Origin of the sequence: Alloalcanivorax gelatiniphagus (assembly GCF_005938655.1) — a bacterium.
GTDB lineage: Bacteria > Pseudomonadota > Gammaproteobacteria > Pseudomonadales > Alcanivoracaceae > Alloalcanivorax > Alloalcanivorax gelatiniphagus.
In genome coordinates, this window is the sequence record NZ_VCQT01000001.1 from 101,501 (window position 1) to 116,549 (window position 15,049).

Annotated in this window: 15 protein-coding genes; 12 read left to right on the plus strand and 3 right to left on the minus strand. The window is 66.6% G+C overall.

The features are described from left to right. Nucleotides 1–25: 25 nt before the first annotated feature. From FGS76_RS00470 to FGS76_RS00525, 12 genes are all read left to right on the plus strand, one after another. On the plus strand, nucleotides 26–1,009 hold the full coding sequence (locus FGS76_RS00470; RefSeq protein WP_138770667.1) for an isopenicillin N synthase family dioxygenase: 984 nt from the start codon (nucleotides 26–28) through the stop codon (nucleotides 1,007–1,009). Next, nucleotides 1,009–2,229 carry an MFS transporter gene (locus FGS76_RS00475; RefSeq protein WP_138770668.1) on the plus strand — a complete coding sequence of 407 codons (1,221 nt, stop codon included), beginning with the start codon at nucleotides 1,009–1,011 and terminating at the stop codon, nucleotides 2,227–2,229. The genes FGS76_RS00470 and FGS76_RS00475 overlap by 1 nt, the downstream gene beginning before the upstream one ends. After that, nucleotides 2,226–3,209 carry an aromatic ring-hydroxylating oxygenase subunit alpha gene (locus tag FGS76_RS00480; protein WP_138770669.1) on the plus strand — a complete coding sequence of 328 codons (984 nt, stop codon included), beginning with the start codon at nucleotides 2,226–2,228 and terminating at the stop codon, nucleotides 3,207–3,209. Before FGS76_RS00475 ends, FGS76_RS00480 begins: the two co-directional genes overlap by 4 nt. Before the next feature lie 683 nt (nucleotides 3,210–3,892). Further along, nucleotides 3,893–4,975, plus strand: a complete 1,083-nt coding sequence (locus FGS76_RS00485; protein ID WP_138770670.1) for a porin — start codon at nucleotides 3,893–3,895, stop codon at nucleotides 4,973–4,975. Between the two features lie 83 nt (nucleotides 4,976–5,058). Then, nucleotides 5,059–5,856, plus strand: coding sequence for a cysteine hydrolase family protein (locus FGS76_RS00490; RefSeq protein WP_138770671.1), 798 nt, complete (start codon nucleotides 5,059–5,061; stop codon nucleotides 5,854–5,856). Then, a complete protein-coding gene (locus FGS76_RS00495) occupies nucleotides 5,856–6,281 on the plus strand; it encodes a cupin domain-containing protein (RefSeq protein ID WP_138770672.1) in 426 nt (141 codons plus the stop codon). Before FGS76_RS00490 ends, FGS76_RS00495 begins: the two co-directional genes overlap by 1 nt. After that, nucleotides 6,278–7,921 carry a CocE/NonD family hydrolase gene (locus FGS76_RS00500; protein WP_205717134.1) on the plus strand — a complete coding sequence of 548 codons (1,644 nt, stop codon included), beginning with the start codon at nucleotides 6,278–6,280 and terminating at the stop codon, nucleotides 7,919–7,921. Before FGS76_RS00495 ends, FGS76_RS00500 begins: the two co-directional genes overlap by 4 nt. Then, nucleotides 7,918–8,793, plus strand: coding sequence for an ABC transporter ATP-binding protein (locus tag FGS76_RS00505; RefSeq protein WP_240692331.1), 876 nt, complete (start codon nucleotides 7,918–7,920; stop codon nucleotides 8,791–8,793). The genes FGS76_RS00500 and FGS76_RS00505 overlap by 4 nt, the downstream gene beginning before the upstream one ends. Then, a complete protein-coding gene (locus tag FGS76_RS00510; protein WP_138770673.1) occupies nucleotides 8,790–9,593 on the plus strand; it encodes an ABC transporter permease in 804 nt (267 codons plus the stop codon). The genes FGS76_RS00505 and FGS76_RS00510 overlap by 4 nt, the downstream gene beginning before the upstream one ends. Nucleotides 9,594–9,620: 27 nt before the next feature. Further along, on the plus strand, nucleotides 9,621–10,973 hold the full coding sequence (locus FGS76_RS00515; RefSeq protein ID WP_138770674.1) for an FAD-binding oxidoreductase: 1,353 nt from the start codon (nucleotides 9,621–9,623) through the stop codon (nucleotides 10,971–10,973). Beyond that, on the plus strand, nucleotides 10,970–11,776 hold the full coding sequence (locus FGS76_RS00520) for a creatininase family protein (RefSeq protein ID WP_138770675.1): 807 nt from the start codon (nucleotides 10,970–10,972) through the stop codon (nucleotides 11,774–11,776). Before FGS76_RS00515 ends, FGS76_RS00520 begins: the two co-directional genes overlap by 4 nt. Before the next feature lie 22 nt (nucleotides 11,777–11,798). Beyond that, nucleotides 11,799–12,785: an ABC transporter substrate-binding protein gene (locus tag FGS76_RS00525; protein WP_138770676.1), complete on the plus strand. Its 987-nt coding sequence runs from the start codon at nucleotides 11,799–11,801 to the stop codon at nucleotides 12,783–12,785. Here the strand turns inward: FGS76_RS00525 and FGS76_RS00530 are convergent. The 3 genes from FGS76_RS00530 to FGS76_RS00540 are packed head-to-tail and all read right to left on the minus strand — an operon-like array spanning nucleotide 12,764 to nucleotide 15,035. Beyond that, entirely contained in the window at nucleotides 12,764–13,483 is a 720-nt protein-coding gene (locus FGS76_RS00530) for a GntR family transcriptional regulator (RefSeq protein WP_240692332.1), read from the minus strand. The two genes, FGS76_RS00525 and FGS76_RS00530, sit on opposite strands and share 22 nt — an antisense overlap. A gap of 5 nt (nucleotides 13,484–13,488) precedes the next feature. Continuing rightward, nucleotides 13,489–13,875, minus strand: a complete 387-nt coding sequence (gene hpxZ / locus FGS76_RS00535) for an oxalurate catabolism protein HpxZ (RefSeq protein ID WP_138770677.1) — start codon at nucleotides 13,873–13,875, stop codon at nucleotides 13,489–13,491. Beyond that, nucleotides 13,872–15,035, minus strand: a complete 1,164-nt coding sequence (locus tag FGS76_RS00540) for an amidase (RefSeq protein WP_205717135.1) — start codon at nucleotides 15,033–15,035, stop codon at nucleotides 13,872–13,874. The genes hpxZ and FGS76_RS00540 overlap by 4 nt, the downstream gene beginning before the upstream one ends. Between the last annotated feature and the right edge of the window lie 14 nt (nucleotides 15,036–15,049).

The window sequence follows — 15,049 nt, forward strand, 5'->3', positions numbered from 1 at the left end:
GGCCAGCGCCCCGGGGGAATACCCGATGGAAACATTTCAACAATCCAAGGCGCGGCTCACCGACGCCGGTGCCATTCCGGTGATTGACTTCGGACCTTTTCTGCACGGCGATGCGGCGGACCGCAAGGCGGTGGCCCGCGCCATGCGCCAGGCCAGCGCCGACTGGGGTTTTTTCTACCTTTCCAGCCACGGCGTGCCGGCGTCGTTGCTGGACCGTTCCTTCCAGACTTCCGAACGGTTCTTCGCCCGTCCCTACGAAGAGAAAATGGGCGTGGCCTGGCAAAACGCCAGCAGCAACCGGGGCTATGTGGCGGTGCGCCGGGAGCGGCTTGATGCCAGCAAACCCGGCGACCTGAAAGAAGCTTTCAACGCCGGGCCGGAACCCGGGGCGCTCAGCGAGGCGGAACGGCCCTACCGGGAAAATCGCTGGCCGGACCAGCCGGCGGATTTCCGCGCCACCGTGATGGCATTGATGGACGGCTGCGTGGCCGCGTCCAACCGGGTGCTGGAAGCCTTCGCGCTGGCCCTGGATCTGCCCGACGGTTTCTTCGTCGATGCCCATGACCAACTGCACCACACCCTGCGCCTGCTGCACTACCCGCCGCTGCCCCGGGACTACACCCCCCAGGCCGGCGAAAAGCGGGCCGGCGCGCACACCGATTACGGCAGCATCACGCTGCTGTTCCAGCATGGCGTGGCCGGGCTGGAAGTGCGCACCCGCGACGGTGAGTGGATCACCGCGCCGCCGATTCCCGGCACCGTGGTGGTCAACACCGGTGACCTGATGCAGCGCTGGACCAACGACGTGTTCTGCTCCACGCCGCACCGGGTGTCGCCGTTCGTCAGCGGCGATTCGCCGGGCCGTTATTCCATTGCTTTCTTTTGTCATCCGAACCCGGACGCGGAGATCCGCTGCATCGAAAGTTGCGCGGACGAAAACAACCCGCCGCGCTATCCGTCGATCCTGGCCGGTGAGCATCTGATGGCCAAACTGAACGCGACCTACTGATGGCCGCCAGTGACCTGTCGGCGGCGCCGGCGGTGGAGGTGGCGGCGCCACCGCCGGTGACCGTGGGGTTGGGCTGGATCGCGGTGATGATCGCCCTGGCCGGCCTCAACCTGCGGCCGCTGCTCACTTCCTTGGGGGTGAGTCTGGAAGCGGTGCGCATGGACCTGGGGCTGAGCAGCACCGCCGCCGGCCTGCTCGCCGCCGTGCCCACTTTCTGCATGGGCGCGGTGGCGTTGGTGGGCGGCTGGTTGATCGGCCGCCTTGGCAGCGGCCAGGGGCTGCGCGTGGCCTTGCTGCTGGTGGCGGCGGGCTGCCTGGGCCGCTGGGTGGGTTTCAGCCCCACGGTAATGTTCGCCGCCACCCTGGTGGGCGGGCTCGGCATCGCCTGCGGTCAGGTGCTGATCCCGGTGGTGATCAAACAGTATTTCCCGGCCCGGGCGGCCTTGATGATGGGCCTGTTCACCACCGCCATGAACCTGGGCGCGGCCTTGGGCGCCGCCGCCACGCCGGCGCTGATGGACGCCGCCGGCGGCCACTGGCAGCTGGCCCTGGGCATCTGGGCGTTGCCGGCGCTGGTGGCGGCGCTGCTGTGGCCGGTGAACCTGGCGCGGCCCCGGGGCGACAACGCCCGGGCTTTGCCCTGGGCGGATGCCCGCGCCTGGCGCATGGCGCTGTTTCTGGGCACCGGCTCGATTGCCTATATGTCGTTGCTGGCCTGGCTGGTGCCGTTCTATGTGGCCCAGGGCCACAGCCAGGCCCAGGGCGCGGCGCTGCTTACCGTATTCACTGGCGCGCAAATCGCCGCCGCTTTGCTGGTACCGCCGCTGGCCGGCGTCTGGCGGGACCGCCGCCCGGCCATGGCGATCTGCCTGCTGCTGTTGATGGTGGGCATCGCCGGGCTGTGGTGGGCGCCGGCCTCCGGCGGCGTGCCCTGGGCGGTGATCGCGGGCATCGGCCTGGGCGGTTCCTTTCCGCTGGCGCTGACCCTGCCGCTGGATTACGCCGCCACGCCCACCGAGGCCGGCCGTCTGTCGGCGCTGGTGCAGGGCCTGGCCATGCTGATGGGCGCGCTGGGGCCGCTGCTGTTCGGTGCCTTGCGCGACGGCTTCGGGTTTGCCGCGGCCATGCTGTTTCTGTTGTCGGCGGTGGGGGTGTCGTTCCTGCTGGGACTGACCTTCCGGCCGCCACCGCTTCACCCCGCCGAGGAGGACTCTCCATGAACGTCATGGACCATCCCGTGTTTCGCCGCTTCTGGTATCCGGTGATGCCGCTTGATCTGTTGCGCGAAGGCCCGCGCGGTTTCGTGCTGCTGGGCCAGCCGCTGGTGCTGTTTATCGATGACCAGGGCGTGCCGGCGGCGCTGGAGGATCGCTGCTGCCATCGCACCGCGCAGCTGTCCCTGGGCGAGGTGTGCCAGGGGCGGGTGGCCTGTCCGTATCACGGCTGGCAGTACGACCGCAGCGGCCAGTGCGTGCATGTGCCGCAGATGCCGGACCGCGACCCGGGGCCCAAGCGGCGGGTGCGCGCTTTCCATTGTGACGTCCGTTATGGCTATGCCTGGGTGGCGTTGGAAGACCCGATCTTCGAGATTCCCGCCATTCCGGAGGCCGCCGAGCCGGACTTCGAGCTGATCCAGGAATTCTACGAAGAATGGAAGGTGGCCGGGCTGCGGGTGATGGAGAACGAACTGGACATGGCCCACCCCAGCTATGTGCACCTGGGCACCTTCGGCAGCCCGGAGCATCTGGTGGCCAAGGACGCGGAAATCCGCGAGTTCGACGGCGGCTTCCATTACACCGGCCGGCTCGGCGTGACCCAGGCCCACCACGCCCAGCAGGACGGTAACGAGCGTTTTCTGGATTGCTCCTGGTTCGCGCCCTTCGTGTGCCGGCTGCGTATCGACTATGCGGACGGTGGGCCCGCCCATGTGATCGTCAACTGCCAGGTGCCCATCGACCACGGACGCTCCCAGGTGGTGCAGTTCTGTCTGCAGCAGGACCATGGTGAGGGCTTCGACCGGGAGGCGCTGTTGGCCTTCGATCGCAAGGTCACCCTGGAGGACAAGCGGGTGCTGGAAAGCACCGACCCGGATATGCCCCTGGACCCCCGTGGCGAGAAGCACATGGAATCGGATAAGCCGGGCCTGGTGATCCGCCGCATGATGGATCGGTTGATCGCCGACCACGAAGGGGTGGCCTGAGTCCTGCTCCACCCCGAGACGCTTCCCGGCCGGCGAATGGCACCCGTAGGAGCGACTTCAGTCGCGATCACCGACTCGCTTTCCATCGTCATCGCGACTGAAGTCGCTCCTACCCGTGGACTAAGGGTCAACCTCCTGGCTGCTTTGTATACAAAAAACCGCCATCGCGCTTGAATTTTCACCGTCTTCATTCCTGTTCGCCGGGTTGGACGGGGCCTTACGGCCCCGTGCTTCCCGGCTTTTTTTATTTTCGCCGTTGTATTTTTCTCGCGCCTCCTTAGGGCGGGATTTCCTGAATCGCCCCAAAAAAGAGCAGTAGGGGCCTCTAAGGGGGGCTCCTTGCCCTGGTTTTTACGCCTTCTTCACCCACTGGCCGCGCCTTTTCGTGCGTGTCCGCGCGACTGGCACGCATCTTGAAAGTCACTCAGTACCGTGTATGCAAGGCTGGCATTTGCCGGCTCGGTGCACAGGACTGCGGGTGTGGCGTTGCCTGATCGCCACTTCCGGGAGCCGCCGTCGCGGGATGTGTCGGCGTCGCATTTTAAGAGGGTTTCGTGACCGCTCGGGAGGACGGCGCGAATCCGGGGGACACCGGCTGTACCGGTGGCACGAGCACAGGAACGGCGGACGCGATAAAGCGCGTCGCCGACCGACTGCTCCCCACTTTTCAGAGAGGAAAACCTGTGAAACTGAACAGAAAGGTTGCGAAGACTTTGGGGGCCGCCACGCTGTTGGGCGCGAGCGGTATGGCCAGTGCGGACGTCAATGTGGACTTCTACGGTCTGTTCGACGTGTTCGCCGGCAGCCGGGAAACGCCCGGTGCCGCCGACGATTCCAAGGTACTGGACGCCGGTGGTATGACCACGTCCTTCGTGGGTTTCAGCGCCACCGCCGATATCAACGAAAGCACCAGCGCCTTCGTCAAGGCGGAAATGTTCCTGCGCCCGGACACCGGTGACGACGGTCGCTACAACGGTGACGAGTTCTTCGCCCGTGCCGCCCAGGTGGGTTTCAAGGGTGATCTGGGCCAGATCGCTTTCGGCCGGGTTGGCGCGCCCATGTTCCTGCCGGTGATTTTCTCCAACCCGTTCGGTGGTTCCTTCGTGTTCTCGCCGGCGATCCTGCACTCCTACCAGGGCGGCAACTACGGCGCCACCGTGGGTGACTCCGGCTGGAGCAACGGCATCTCCTACGTGTCGCCGAAGATGGGCGGCCTGACCGCCAACCTGGTGTACGCGTTCGGTGAAGAGTCCGGCGAGGATTCCGAAAACAAATTCGGCGGTAACCTGGTGTACCGCGCCGGCGGTCTGATGCTGACCGCGGCGGCCCATACCGTGAAGCAGGGCGCGCTCAACAGCGGCGACAGCCCGGGCTTCGGTGAGCGCGGTGGTCTGGCGGCCATCGGCGGCGGCGTGTTCTCCGTCACCGACCAGGACGCTTACCTGGTGGGCGCCAGCTACGACTTCACAGTGGTCAAGGTGTACGGCATGTACCACAGCCTGGATACCGACACCACCACCGGTGACGTGGACGTGGACACCTACCAGGGTGGCGTCAGCGTGCCCGCCGGCCCGGGCTCCGTGCTGGCCTCCTACGCCAAGTCCGAGTTCGACGGCGAAGTCGACGCCGAGCGCAAGACCTGGACCGTGGGCTACGACTGGGTGATCAACGACCAGCTCGACATCTACGCCAACTACATGCACGACGACATCGATACCCTCGGTGACGGCGACAGCTACGGCGTGGGCACCCGCTTGAAGTTCTGATCGACCGACCGGCCCCGGCGGCGGCGCCCCTCTGCGTCGCCGCCCGGTGGCCGCCCTGATTCCGGAAGAGGCCGAGCCGAACCATGACGGACCGTTTCTCCGACCCCGATTCCGCCCTGCATTCGCTGGGCACCCGCCCCGGCAGCCAGTGGGGCGTCAATGGCGAACTCGCCGATCTCAGCCGTCCGGCGCCCGCGCCCCGGCTGGTGACCCTGTCGGCGCAGCCGAAAACGTTACGCCTGGATCTCAATCGTCTGGCGGTGATCGTGGTGGATATGCAGAACGACTTCTGCACCCCCGGTGGCTGGCTGGACCATATCGGCGTGGACACCACGCCGGCGCGACGCCCGGTGGCGCCGCTGCAAACACTGTTGCCCGCGCTGCGCGCCGCCGCCGTGCCGGTGGTGTGGGTGAACTGGGGCAACCGCAAGGATTTGATGAACATCTCGCCGGCCCTGCGCCATGTCTACAACGGCAGCGGCCAGGACGTGGGCCTGGGCGACCCGGTGCCCGCCTCCGGCGCGCCGGTGCTGGAGAAGGACAGCTGGGGCGCCGCCATCGTCGACGAGCTGACCGTGGCCGACGGCGATGTGCGCGTGGACAAGTTCCGCATGAGCGGCTTCTGGGACACGCCCCTGGATTCCATCCTTCGCAATCTCGGTGTCAGCACCTGCCTGTTCGCCGGCGTCAACGCCGACCAGTGCGTGCTGCACACCCTGGCGGACGCCAACTTCCTCGGCTACGACACAGTGCTGCTGGAAGACTGCACCGCCACCACTTCCCCGGCGTTCTGCTGGGACGCCACGCTCTACAACGCGCGGCAGATCTTCGGGTTTACCGCCTGTTCCCCGGATCTGATCTCCGCCATGGAGGCTCTTTGATGTTGCCGTTCTTTAAACGTCCCGACCAGTTCGAGGCCTTCCGCATCAAGGCGGGGGAAAGCAACCGCCTGGTGGTGATGTTCGATTCCATCAAGGAAAAACTGGATTTCATCGCCTGCGTGGAAATTTTCGACGAGGGCGGCCTGACGCCACCCAACACCCACAAGGCCGCCGACGAATTGTTCTTCGTGCTGGAAGGCGAGGGCCGCGCCCGCTGTGACGACAACTGGGTGGAGCTGCGCAAGGGCGACGCCATGGTGGTGCCCGCCGGCGCCGAGCACGTGGTGGAAAACACCGGCCCGGGCCGCCTCTACACCCTGACCGTGATGGTGCCCGACGAGCACTTCGCCGAACTGATCCGCAACGGCGTACCCGACCAGCTGGATCAGGAAGACCTGCGGGTATTGCAGGGAGTAGGGGCATGACGTCACGGGTCCCGATGCCGGAAACGGTTTCCATGCACACCCGCGACGGGGTGCGGCTGGACGCCGATCTCTATGTGCCGGAGGGCGAGGGCCCGTTCCCGGCCCTGCTGATGCGTCAGCCCTACGGCCGCCGCATCGCTTCCACGGTGACCTACGCCCACCCCTCCTGGTACGCCGAACAGGGCTACCTGGTGGTGATTCAGGATGTGCGCGGGCGGGGCACCTCCGAGGGAAGCTTCGAACCCTTTATCAACGAACAGCAGGACGGCGAGGACACCCTGACCTGGCTGGCGGACCTGCCGCTGTGCAACGGCCGCATCGGCATGTACGGCTTTTCCTATCAGGGCGTCACCCAGCTGTTCGCCGCCGCCAGCGGCCACCCGGCGCTGCAAGCCATCGCGCCGGCCATGACCGGGTTCCGCCTGGAGCGGGACTGGGCCTACGAGGGCGGCGCCTTCCGCCTGCAGAACAGCCTGTCCTGGGCGGCGCAGCTGGGCGCCGAAAGCGACCGCCGCGACGGCAACCATGACCGCTTCGCGCAACGCTACCGGCTGGGCCACGGGCCCGGCGCCGATGAACTGATCGACCCGGCGTCGCCGGCGGTCCGTGAGCGTCTGGAGGGCACCTTCTACGGCGACTGGTTGGATCAGCCCCTGGACAGCGACTACTGGCGGCAACATTCGGTGGCCGGTTGTCTGCCGGTGGTGGACCTGCCGGCGCTGCACGTGGGCGGCTGGTTCGACAGCTTTCTCACCGGCACCCTGGCCACCTTCGATTACCTGCGCGCCGGCGCCGGCCATCAGCGGCTGGTGATCGGCCCCTGGACCCATCTGCCCTGGACTCCGGCGGTGGGCCAGGCATGGCTGGGCGAGGCCGCCCAGTCCCACATCGATGCCCTGCAACTGCGCTGGTTCGATCATTACCTCAAGGGCCAGGACACCGGCGTGGAAGACGACCCGCTGGTGGAGCTCTATGACCTGCGCGCCAACCGCTGGCGCGCCTACGCGGATTACCCGGCGGCTCCCGGCAGCCGGCTGTCGCTGGCCAGCGACGGCAGCGCCGGCTTCAACATCCAAGGCGGCCGTCTCGGCGCCGCCCCGGATGTCGAAGCCACCGTGGACACCCTGATCCACGACCCCTGGCGGCCGGTGCCGGCGGTGGGTGGCCACCTGGCGCCGTCCCCCGGCATGCATGATCGCACCGTGGTGGACGCGCGTCCGGACGTGCTCACCTACACCGGCGCGCCGCTGGCCGCCGATCATCAACTGGCCGGCCCGGTGCGGGTCACTCTGAACGCCGCTGCCGACGCGGACAGCTTCGATCTGTGCGCGGTGCTGTCGGTGGTGGACGCCGATGGCCGCGCCCGCAACCTCACCCAGGGCTATGCCCGCGCCCGGGGCAACGGTCCGGTGGCGGTGGATCTGCGCGGCACCTGCGCCTTGCTGCGTGCCGGCGAACGGCTGCGCCTGAGCGTCAGCGGCGCCTGCTATCCGGCCTACGCCCTTAACGACGGCAGCGGTCGCGCCCCCGGCGCGATCCGCGCCGGCGACCTTCGCATTATCACCCTCAGCGTGAACACCCAGGGGTCCTGGATTGAGCTGCCCGCTCAATCCCTGGCCGTAAAGGAGGAAAACTCGTGACACAGGTGAAAGCAATCCGCCCCGAAGTGGTCGCCGCCGGGCAGGACCCGGACACCACCGGCCCGTCGCCTGGCAACAGCCGCGCCGGCCGCCCCATCGTCGATGTACATGGCGTGGACAAGGTCTACAACAACGGCACCGTGGCCCTCAAGGACGTGGAACTGACCGTCAAGGAAGGGGAGTTCGTCAGCCTGCTAGGCCCCAGTGGCTGCGGCAAATCCACCCTGCTGCGGCTGATGGCCGGCCTCGGCGATGTCACCCGCGGTGAAGTGAAATGGTGGGAGCAGGGCTACGACGTGGTCGGCCAGAAAGGCCGCAAGCTGGCCTTCGTGTTCCAGAACGCCACCCTGATGCCCTGGGCACGGGTGCGCAAGAACGTGCGCCTGCCCCTGGACCTGAACAAGGAAAAGGGCCCGGAAACCGAACAGCGCATCGACCAGGCCTTGGAGATGGTGGGCCTGAACAAGTTCGGCGATGCCTACCCCCGGGAGCTGTCCGGCGGTATGCAGATGCGCGTGTCCATTGCCCGGGCCATGGTCACCGAACCCAACCTGCTGTTGATGGACGAGCCGTTCGGCGCCCTCGACGAAATGACCCGCAACAAACTCAACGACGATCTGCTGCGGCTGTGGAAAGCCAACGGCTGGACCGTGGTGTTCGTGACCCACTCGGTGTACGAGGCGGTGTATCTGTCCAACCGGGTGGTGGTGATGGCGGCGCGGCCGGGCCGGGTGATCGAGGAGGTGCCCATCGAGGCGCCGTACCCGCGTGGCCAGGATTTCCGTGTGTCCACTGAGTTCGCCGGTTACTGCCGGCGTGTGTCCGAAGCGCTGGAAGTCGCCAGCCGCCAGGGTGAGGAGGCCAGCTCATGAAATCGCCGTTACTGGAAAATGAACGCTTCGTGCAGATTGCCGCGCCGGTGTTTGTCGGCGTGGTGTTCCTGTTGCTCTGGGAAGCGGTGGTGCGCGCCACCGACACGCCGGTGTACATCCTGCCCGGCCCGGTGGAAATCGGTAAGGCCTTCGTGGAGGACTGGGGCGTGCTGTTCCACAGTCTTCTGATGACGCTCAAGGTGACGTTGATGGCGTTCATCATCTCGGTGGTGCTGGGCACCGCCGCGTCGCTGCTGTTCGTGCAGAGCCGCTGGATTGAGGTGAGCCTGTTCCCCTACGCGGTATTGATGCAGGTGACGCCGATCGTGGCGATCGCGCCGCTGATCATTATCTGGGTGGACGACACCACCTGGGCGCTCACCGTGTGCGCGGTGATCATCGCCATCTTCCCGATTATTTCCAACACCACCCTGGGCCTGCGCAGCGTCGATCCGAACCTGCTCAGCATGTTCCGCATGTACCGCACCGGTCGGATGCAGCAACTGATCCGGCTGCGCATTCCCAGTGCCCTGCCGTATTTCTTCGGCGGCATGCGCATCAGCACCGGGCTGGCGCTGATCGGCGCGGTGGTGGCCGAGTTCGTGGCCGGCACCGGCGGCACCCAGGCGGGGCTGGCCTATCTGATTCTGCAATCCGGTTACAACCTGAATATTCCCCGCATGTTCGCGGCGCTGGGTCTGATCACCCTCACCGGGATCACCCTGTTCGCCATGATGGTTTGGCTTTCCGACCGGGTGCTGCGCAATTGGCACGAAAGCGCGCTCAAGGTCGAGCATTGAGTGGAGAGTAAAACAATGGAGAGCACGATGACCGACAACGACACCTTGCAACAGCTTTGCGCCGATCTGGACGGCCTGGAAATCAGCACCGAGGACCGTGCCCTGCAGCGTTACTCCAAGGACTTCGCCTGGTTCAGCCCGGTGCTGGTGGAGCAGCTGCGCGGCAAGCAGGCGGAGCTGGTGGTTAAGCCCTCCAGCGAGGAAGAAGTGAAGCGGGTGGCGGCGGCCTGCTCGAAACACGGTATCCCGCTCACCCTGCGCGGCAGCGGCACCGGCAACTACGGCCAGAGCACGCCCCTGCACGGCGGCGTGCTGATGGACATGAGCGGCCTCAACCAGATTCTCTGGATCAAGGACGGGGTGGCCCGGGTCCAGGCCGGCGCCCGCCTGGTGGACATCGACAAGGCCGCCCGCGAACAGGGCTGGGAACTGCGCCTGATGCCCTCCACCTACCGGCTGGCCACCGCCGGCGGCTTTTTCTGCGGCGGCTTCGGCGGCATCGGCTCGATCACCTACGGTTCCATCGGTGACCCGGGCAATGTGCTGGGCGTGCGCGCCCTGAGCATGGCGGAGGAGCCGAAGGCCGAGGAACTGCGCGGTGCCGAGGCCCGCGACCTGTACCACGCCTACGGCGTCAACGGCCTGATCACCGAGCTGGAGTTCGCCCTGGCCCCGGCCCTGGACTGGCAGGAAAATCTGCTCAGCTTTCCGGACTTCATGCAGGCGGTGAAATTCTGCCAGGCCCTGGGCAGCACCTGCGGCACCATGAAAAAACTGCTGACGCTGCTGGCGGACCCGCTGCCGCAAATGTGCGGCCTGGAAGAGCAAATCGCCCCCGGCCATACCGCGGTGGTGGCCATCGTCAACCGGCAGGGCATGGACGCGCTTCATGAACTGCGCGAGAAGTTCGGCGGCGAACTGGTGGAGGAGCAGTCCCACGCGGAAGTGTTCGGCACCACCAAGAGCATGATCGAGCACAGCTGGAACCACACCACCCTGCACATCTTCCGCAAGCACAAGGACATCACCTATCTGCAAAGCGGCTTCCGGCCCTGGGAGAACGTGGAGAAGGTGGAAGAGATGCACCGCCACTTCGGTGACGAGGTGATGCTGCATCTGGAATTCCTGCGTGCGGACGGCGCCGTCACTTGCAGCGGGCTGCAGGTGATCCGCTATTCCAACGAGGAGCGGCTCAACGAGATCATTCAGTTCCATCGGGACAACGGTGTCTTCGTCAGCAACCCGCACACCTACATTCTCGAAGACGGCGGCAAGCTCACCGTGGACCCGGGGCAACTGGCCATGAAACGCCGCCTGGACCCCCAGGGGCTGCTCAACCCCGGCAAGATGCGCACCTGGGACGAGGAGGCCGCGGCATGACCCAGCTCCACGGCGCGGTACCGCCTTCCCGCTTTCTGCCTTACTTCACCGCCCCGGCCATCGAGGCGCTGCCGGACAAGGAAAACACGGTGATCGTGCTGCCCATCGGCGCCATCGAGCAGCACGGCCCGCACTTGCCGGTGTGCACCGACACCGCCATCGCCACGGAACTCACCGGCCGCGCCCTGGCGGCCCTGCCCGCGTCGGTGCCGGCGTTCGCGCTGCCGCCGGTGTGGTGCGGCAAGTCCAATGAGCACATCAATTTTTCCGGCACCGTGATTCTCAAGGCGGAAACGCTGATGCGGATTCTCTGGGACATCGGCGAAAGCGTTTACCGCATGGGCTTTCGCAAGCTGGTGTTGCTCAACGGCCACGGCGGCCAGCCCCAGGTGGTGGAAATCATCGCCCGGGATCTGCGCGCCGAGTACCAGGACTTCTGCCTGTTCCCGGTGTTTTCCTGGGGCGTGCCCCACTGCGCCAGCGAATTTCTTTCCACCAAGGAACTGGAAGAAGGCATCCATGCCGGCCGCTCCGAGACCAGCCTGATGATGGCCCTGGCCGGAGATCATGTGCACCCGGACAAGGCGGTGGGCGAATACCCGCCGCCCCACCAGGGCCTGCTCACCCCGGAAGGCCGTTTCCGTTACGCCTGGCTGACCCATGACCTGAGCAAAAGCGGCGTGGTCGGCGACCCGGCGGGCTCCTGCCCGGAGGAAGGGCGCAAGATGCTCGATTCCCTGATCGAAGGCTGGGTACAAGCCTTCACCGAGATTCACCATTTCCGGATGCCCGGCAACCCCTGACCCTGCAATCGCGGAGGTAGCGATGAAACTCTGGACCCTGACGCGCGCGGCCCTGGCCGGCGCGCTGCTCGGTGGCGCCCTGTCGGCCCAGGCCGAAGCGCTGACGCCGGTGACGGTAAGCACCACCTGGTACGCCCAGGCGGAACACGGTGGGCTCTACGCCGCCAAGGCCATGGGTATTTATGAGCAACACGGCCTGGATGTGACCATCAAGATGGGCGGCCCCCAGGTCAACAACATGCAGCTGCTGCTCGGCGGCGCCACGGATTTCAGCATGAGCTACAGCCTGCAGGCCCTGAACGCGGTCAAGCAGGGCTTGCCGCTGGTGACCGTGGCGGCTTTCTTTCAGAAAGACCCGCAGTCGCTGATGGTCCACGAAGGGCAGGGCTATGACCAGATAGCCGACCTCAAGGGCGCCGGCATCCGCGTGCCCACCGCCGGCCGGGTGGCCTACTGGCCCTGGCTGAAGGCGGAGTACGGTTTCAGCGACGATCAGCTGCGCCCCTACGACTACACCATCGGCCCGTTCATCGCCGACCCCACCATCGCCCAGCAGGGCTACATCACCAACGACGGTTATTTCCTGGCCAAGGAAAACGTGGCCGCCAAGAGCCTGCTGCTGGCGGACGCCGGTTGGGGGGCCTATTCCGCCACCCTGGTGACCACCCGGGAGATGATCGATGACCACCCGGAGGTGGTGCAGGCCATGGTGGACGCCACCGCCGAAGGTTGGGCCGCTTACTTCGAGAATCCGGCGCCGGCCAATGAACTGATCAAGAAGGACAACCCGGAAATGCAGGACGAGCTGATCGCCTATTCAATCGGGGAGATGAAGGAGCAGGGCATTCTGTTGTCGGATGCCGCCAAGGACGGAGCCTACGGCATGATGACCGATCAGCGCTGGCAGTCGTTTTACCAGGACATGGTCGAGGCCGGCACCCTGCCCGAAGGGCTGGATTACCGGAAGGCCTACGACCTGAGCTTTATTCAGGAAACCTGGGAGGACTGATCGTCCTCTTCCCGGGGCGCCCGGCGCTCCAGGTAGTTCTGTGAGGTGCGGTGGGCGCTGAGCACGTGATCGCGGATCTGTTCCGCGGCGTGCTCGCTCTCGCCGCGCACGATGGCCATGACGATGCCGCTGTGCTCGGCGAAGGACGTGGACAGCCGGTCGCCCACGGTGAACTGCACGCGGCGGTAGGCCAGTACCCGGGAGCGGGCGGCCATGGCGGCCTCGAACAGATAACTGTTGTGGCAGCCGCGGAACAGCCGCTCGTGGAAGCGCAGGTTGGCGGCGTCGTAGGCGTCCACGTCCTCGTTGACCACGTGCACATGGCTGTCCAGATGCACCGCCAGCAACTCCTCGCGCTCCGCCCGGCTCATCTTGGTGGCCGCCATGCGCGCGCACACCGCTTCCATCTCCGCCGCGTACTCGAACATTTCGGTCAGCCGCTGGTCGGGGATTTCGATCACGAACACGCCACGCCGGTGCTGGTGCTCCACCAGGCCGGCGGAGGCCATCTCCCGCAGGGCTTCACGCACCGGGGTGCGCGATACGTCGAAACGACGGGCCAGGGCAATCTCGTCAAGGCGGGTGCCCGGTGGCAGGGCGCCACCGAGAATTTCGTCGGACAGTGCCCGGCGGATCTGTTCCGCCAGGGGGCGGTCGGTGTCCACCGCCATCTGCACGGGAGACGACTGTTCGTTCATTATTTTTAGCCCTCATCCATGAACGATACATGGGCGGCCACGACGCGCCAGCCTTCGGGCCGTCGCGCCCACACCTGGCTCTGGCGCCCGGTGCGGGGGTTCCCCGGCCGGGTGAATTCCGTCCAGACCGTGGCCAGATCACGACCGTGGGTCGTGATACAAGTGTTATGCAGGGTACGGGCCAGATTGTTGCCCGGCCGGGCCGCGCGGAACGCCTGTATCTGATCGTAGCCGTACAGGTTTTCGCCGGCGCCGTAGCGCACCACCCTGGAATCCTCCCAGAATAACCGATCCAGCACCGCCACGTCGTTATTGACCAGCGCGTTTTCGTATTCCTCGAAGGCGGCGCGCACTTCCGCCACCACCTCCGGCAAATCCAGTTCCCGGGTCATTGTGATTGCTCCCATTTGACCGCCAGTTCAAGCAACGCCTGATCACTGCCCGGCGGGCCGATCAGCGACAGCCCCACCGGGCCCCGGGCATCGTGCAGCAGCGGCAGGCTCAACTGCGGCAGGCCTGAGGTGCCGGCCACGGCGGTCATGCACAGGGTGCGCAGGCGCACCTGGTCCACCTCCTGGTCGCTGGCGTTGAGGGGAATCGCCGAGGTGGGCGTGGTGGGCAGGCACAGCACGGTGTGTTCCCCAACCAGCTCCCGGACCCGCTGGCGCAGCGCGTCGCAGGCGGCGCGGGCCTCGGCGGCGCGGGCCGGGGTGATGGCGGCGGCGGCGGCGAAGCGCTCACGGACGCCGGGTCCGAATTGCGGATTATGGGTGGTGATCCAGTCGCCGAAATACTGCCAGGCTTCGAACGCCTGGGCCGGGCGGAACGCCTCGAAAAAAGCGTCCAGCGGGCCCACCGAGGCCTCCTGTTCCAAGGTCAGCCCGGCGAAGCCGTCCCCGGTCAGGGCACGCAGCTGCTCCGCCGGCTCGGCGCCGGCCATGTCCAGGGCTTCGCTCAACCAGCGTATCCCGGTGAGCGCCGGGGCGCTGGCCGCTGGCAGCAGCAGGCGGCCCACCGCCGCCATGGTGGCGGCGTCGCGGGCGAACCAGCCCAGCGTGTCGAAGCTCTTGGCCAGGTGGGCGGTGTGGCGGTCGTCCACCAGGCCGTGGGTGGGGCGCAGGCCGTAGATGCCGCAGTAGCTGGCCGGCACCCGCACCGAGCCGCCGGTGTCGCTGCCCAGGGCGAAGTCCACCAGACCGGCGGCCACCACCGAGGCGGAGCCGCTGGAGGAACCGCCGGGAATGCCGTCCGGCACCGCCGGGTTGGGCGGCGTGCCGTAGTGGGCGTTCTGCCCGGCCAGGCTGTAGGTGAGTTCGTCGGTGTGGGTCTTGCCCACCAGCTCGGCGCCGGCGGCCAGCAGGGTGTCCACCAGCGGCGAGGTATGTTCGGCGGGGGAGTGGGTTTGCCGATAAAGAGGATGACCGATGCCGGTGACGGTGCCGGCGATGTCGTACACGTCCTTGACCGCGAAGCGCAGGCCGTCCAACGGCCCCCGGCCGGTGGGCGCAAGCTGTACGGGGTCGAAATCCAGAAAGCCGTTTTCCAGTGTCACGGGAGTCTCCATTG

Bases quoted from the DNA above. Each gene is read 5' to 3' on its own strand.
- hpxZ (WP_138770677.1), bottom strand. From the start codon at position 13,875: ATGACCCGGGAACTGGATTTGCCGGAGGTGGTGGCGGAAGTGCGCGCC.
- FGS76_RS00490 (WP_138770671.1), top strand. From the start codon at position 5,059: ATGACGGACCGTTTCTCCGACCCCGATTCCGCCCTGCATTCGCTGGGC.
- FGS76_RS00520 (WP_138770675.1), top strand. From the start codon at position 10,970: ATGACCCAGCTCCACGGCGCGGTACCGCCTTCCCGCTTTCTGCCTTAC.
- FGS76_RS00495 (WP_138770672.1), top strand. From the start codon at position 5,856: ATGTTGCCGTTCTTTAAACGTCCCGACCAGTTCGAGGCCTTCCGCATC.
- FGS76_RS00525 (WP_138770676.1), top strand. From the start codon at position 11,799: ATGAAACTCTGGACCCTGACGCGCGCGGCCCTGGCCGGCGCGCTGCTC.
- FGS76_RS00515 (WP_138770674.1), top strand. From the start codon at position 9,621: ATGACCGACAACGACACCTTGCAACAGCTTTGCGCCGATCTGGACGGC.
- FGS76_RS00510 (WP_138770673.1), top strand. From the start codon at position 8,790: ATGAAATCGCCGTTACTGGAAAATGAACGCTTCGTGCAGATTGCCGCG.
- FGS76_RS00480 (WP_138770669.1), top strand. From the start codon at position 2,226: ATGAACGTCATGGACCATCCCGTGTTTCGCCGCTTCTGGTATCCGGTG.
- FGS76_RS00530 (WP_240692332.1), bottom strand. From the start codon at position 13,483: ATGAACGAACAGTCGTCTCCCGTGCAGATGGCGGTGGACACCGACCGC.
- FGS76_RS00500 (WP_205717134.1), top strand. From the start codon at position 6,278: ATGACGTCACGGGTCCCGATGCCGGAAACGGTTTCCATGCACACCCGC.
- FGS76_RS00475 (WP_138770668.1), top strand. From the start codon at position 1,009: ATGGCCGCCAGTGACCTGTCGGCGGCGCCGGCGGTGGAGGTGGCGGCG.
- FGS76_RS00470 (WP_138770667.1), top strand. From the start codon at position 26: ATGGAAACATTTCAACAATCCAAGGCGCGGCTCACCGACGCCGGTGCC.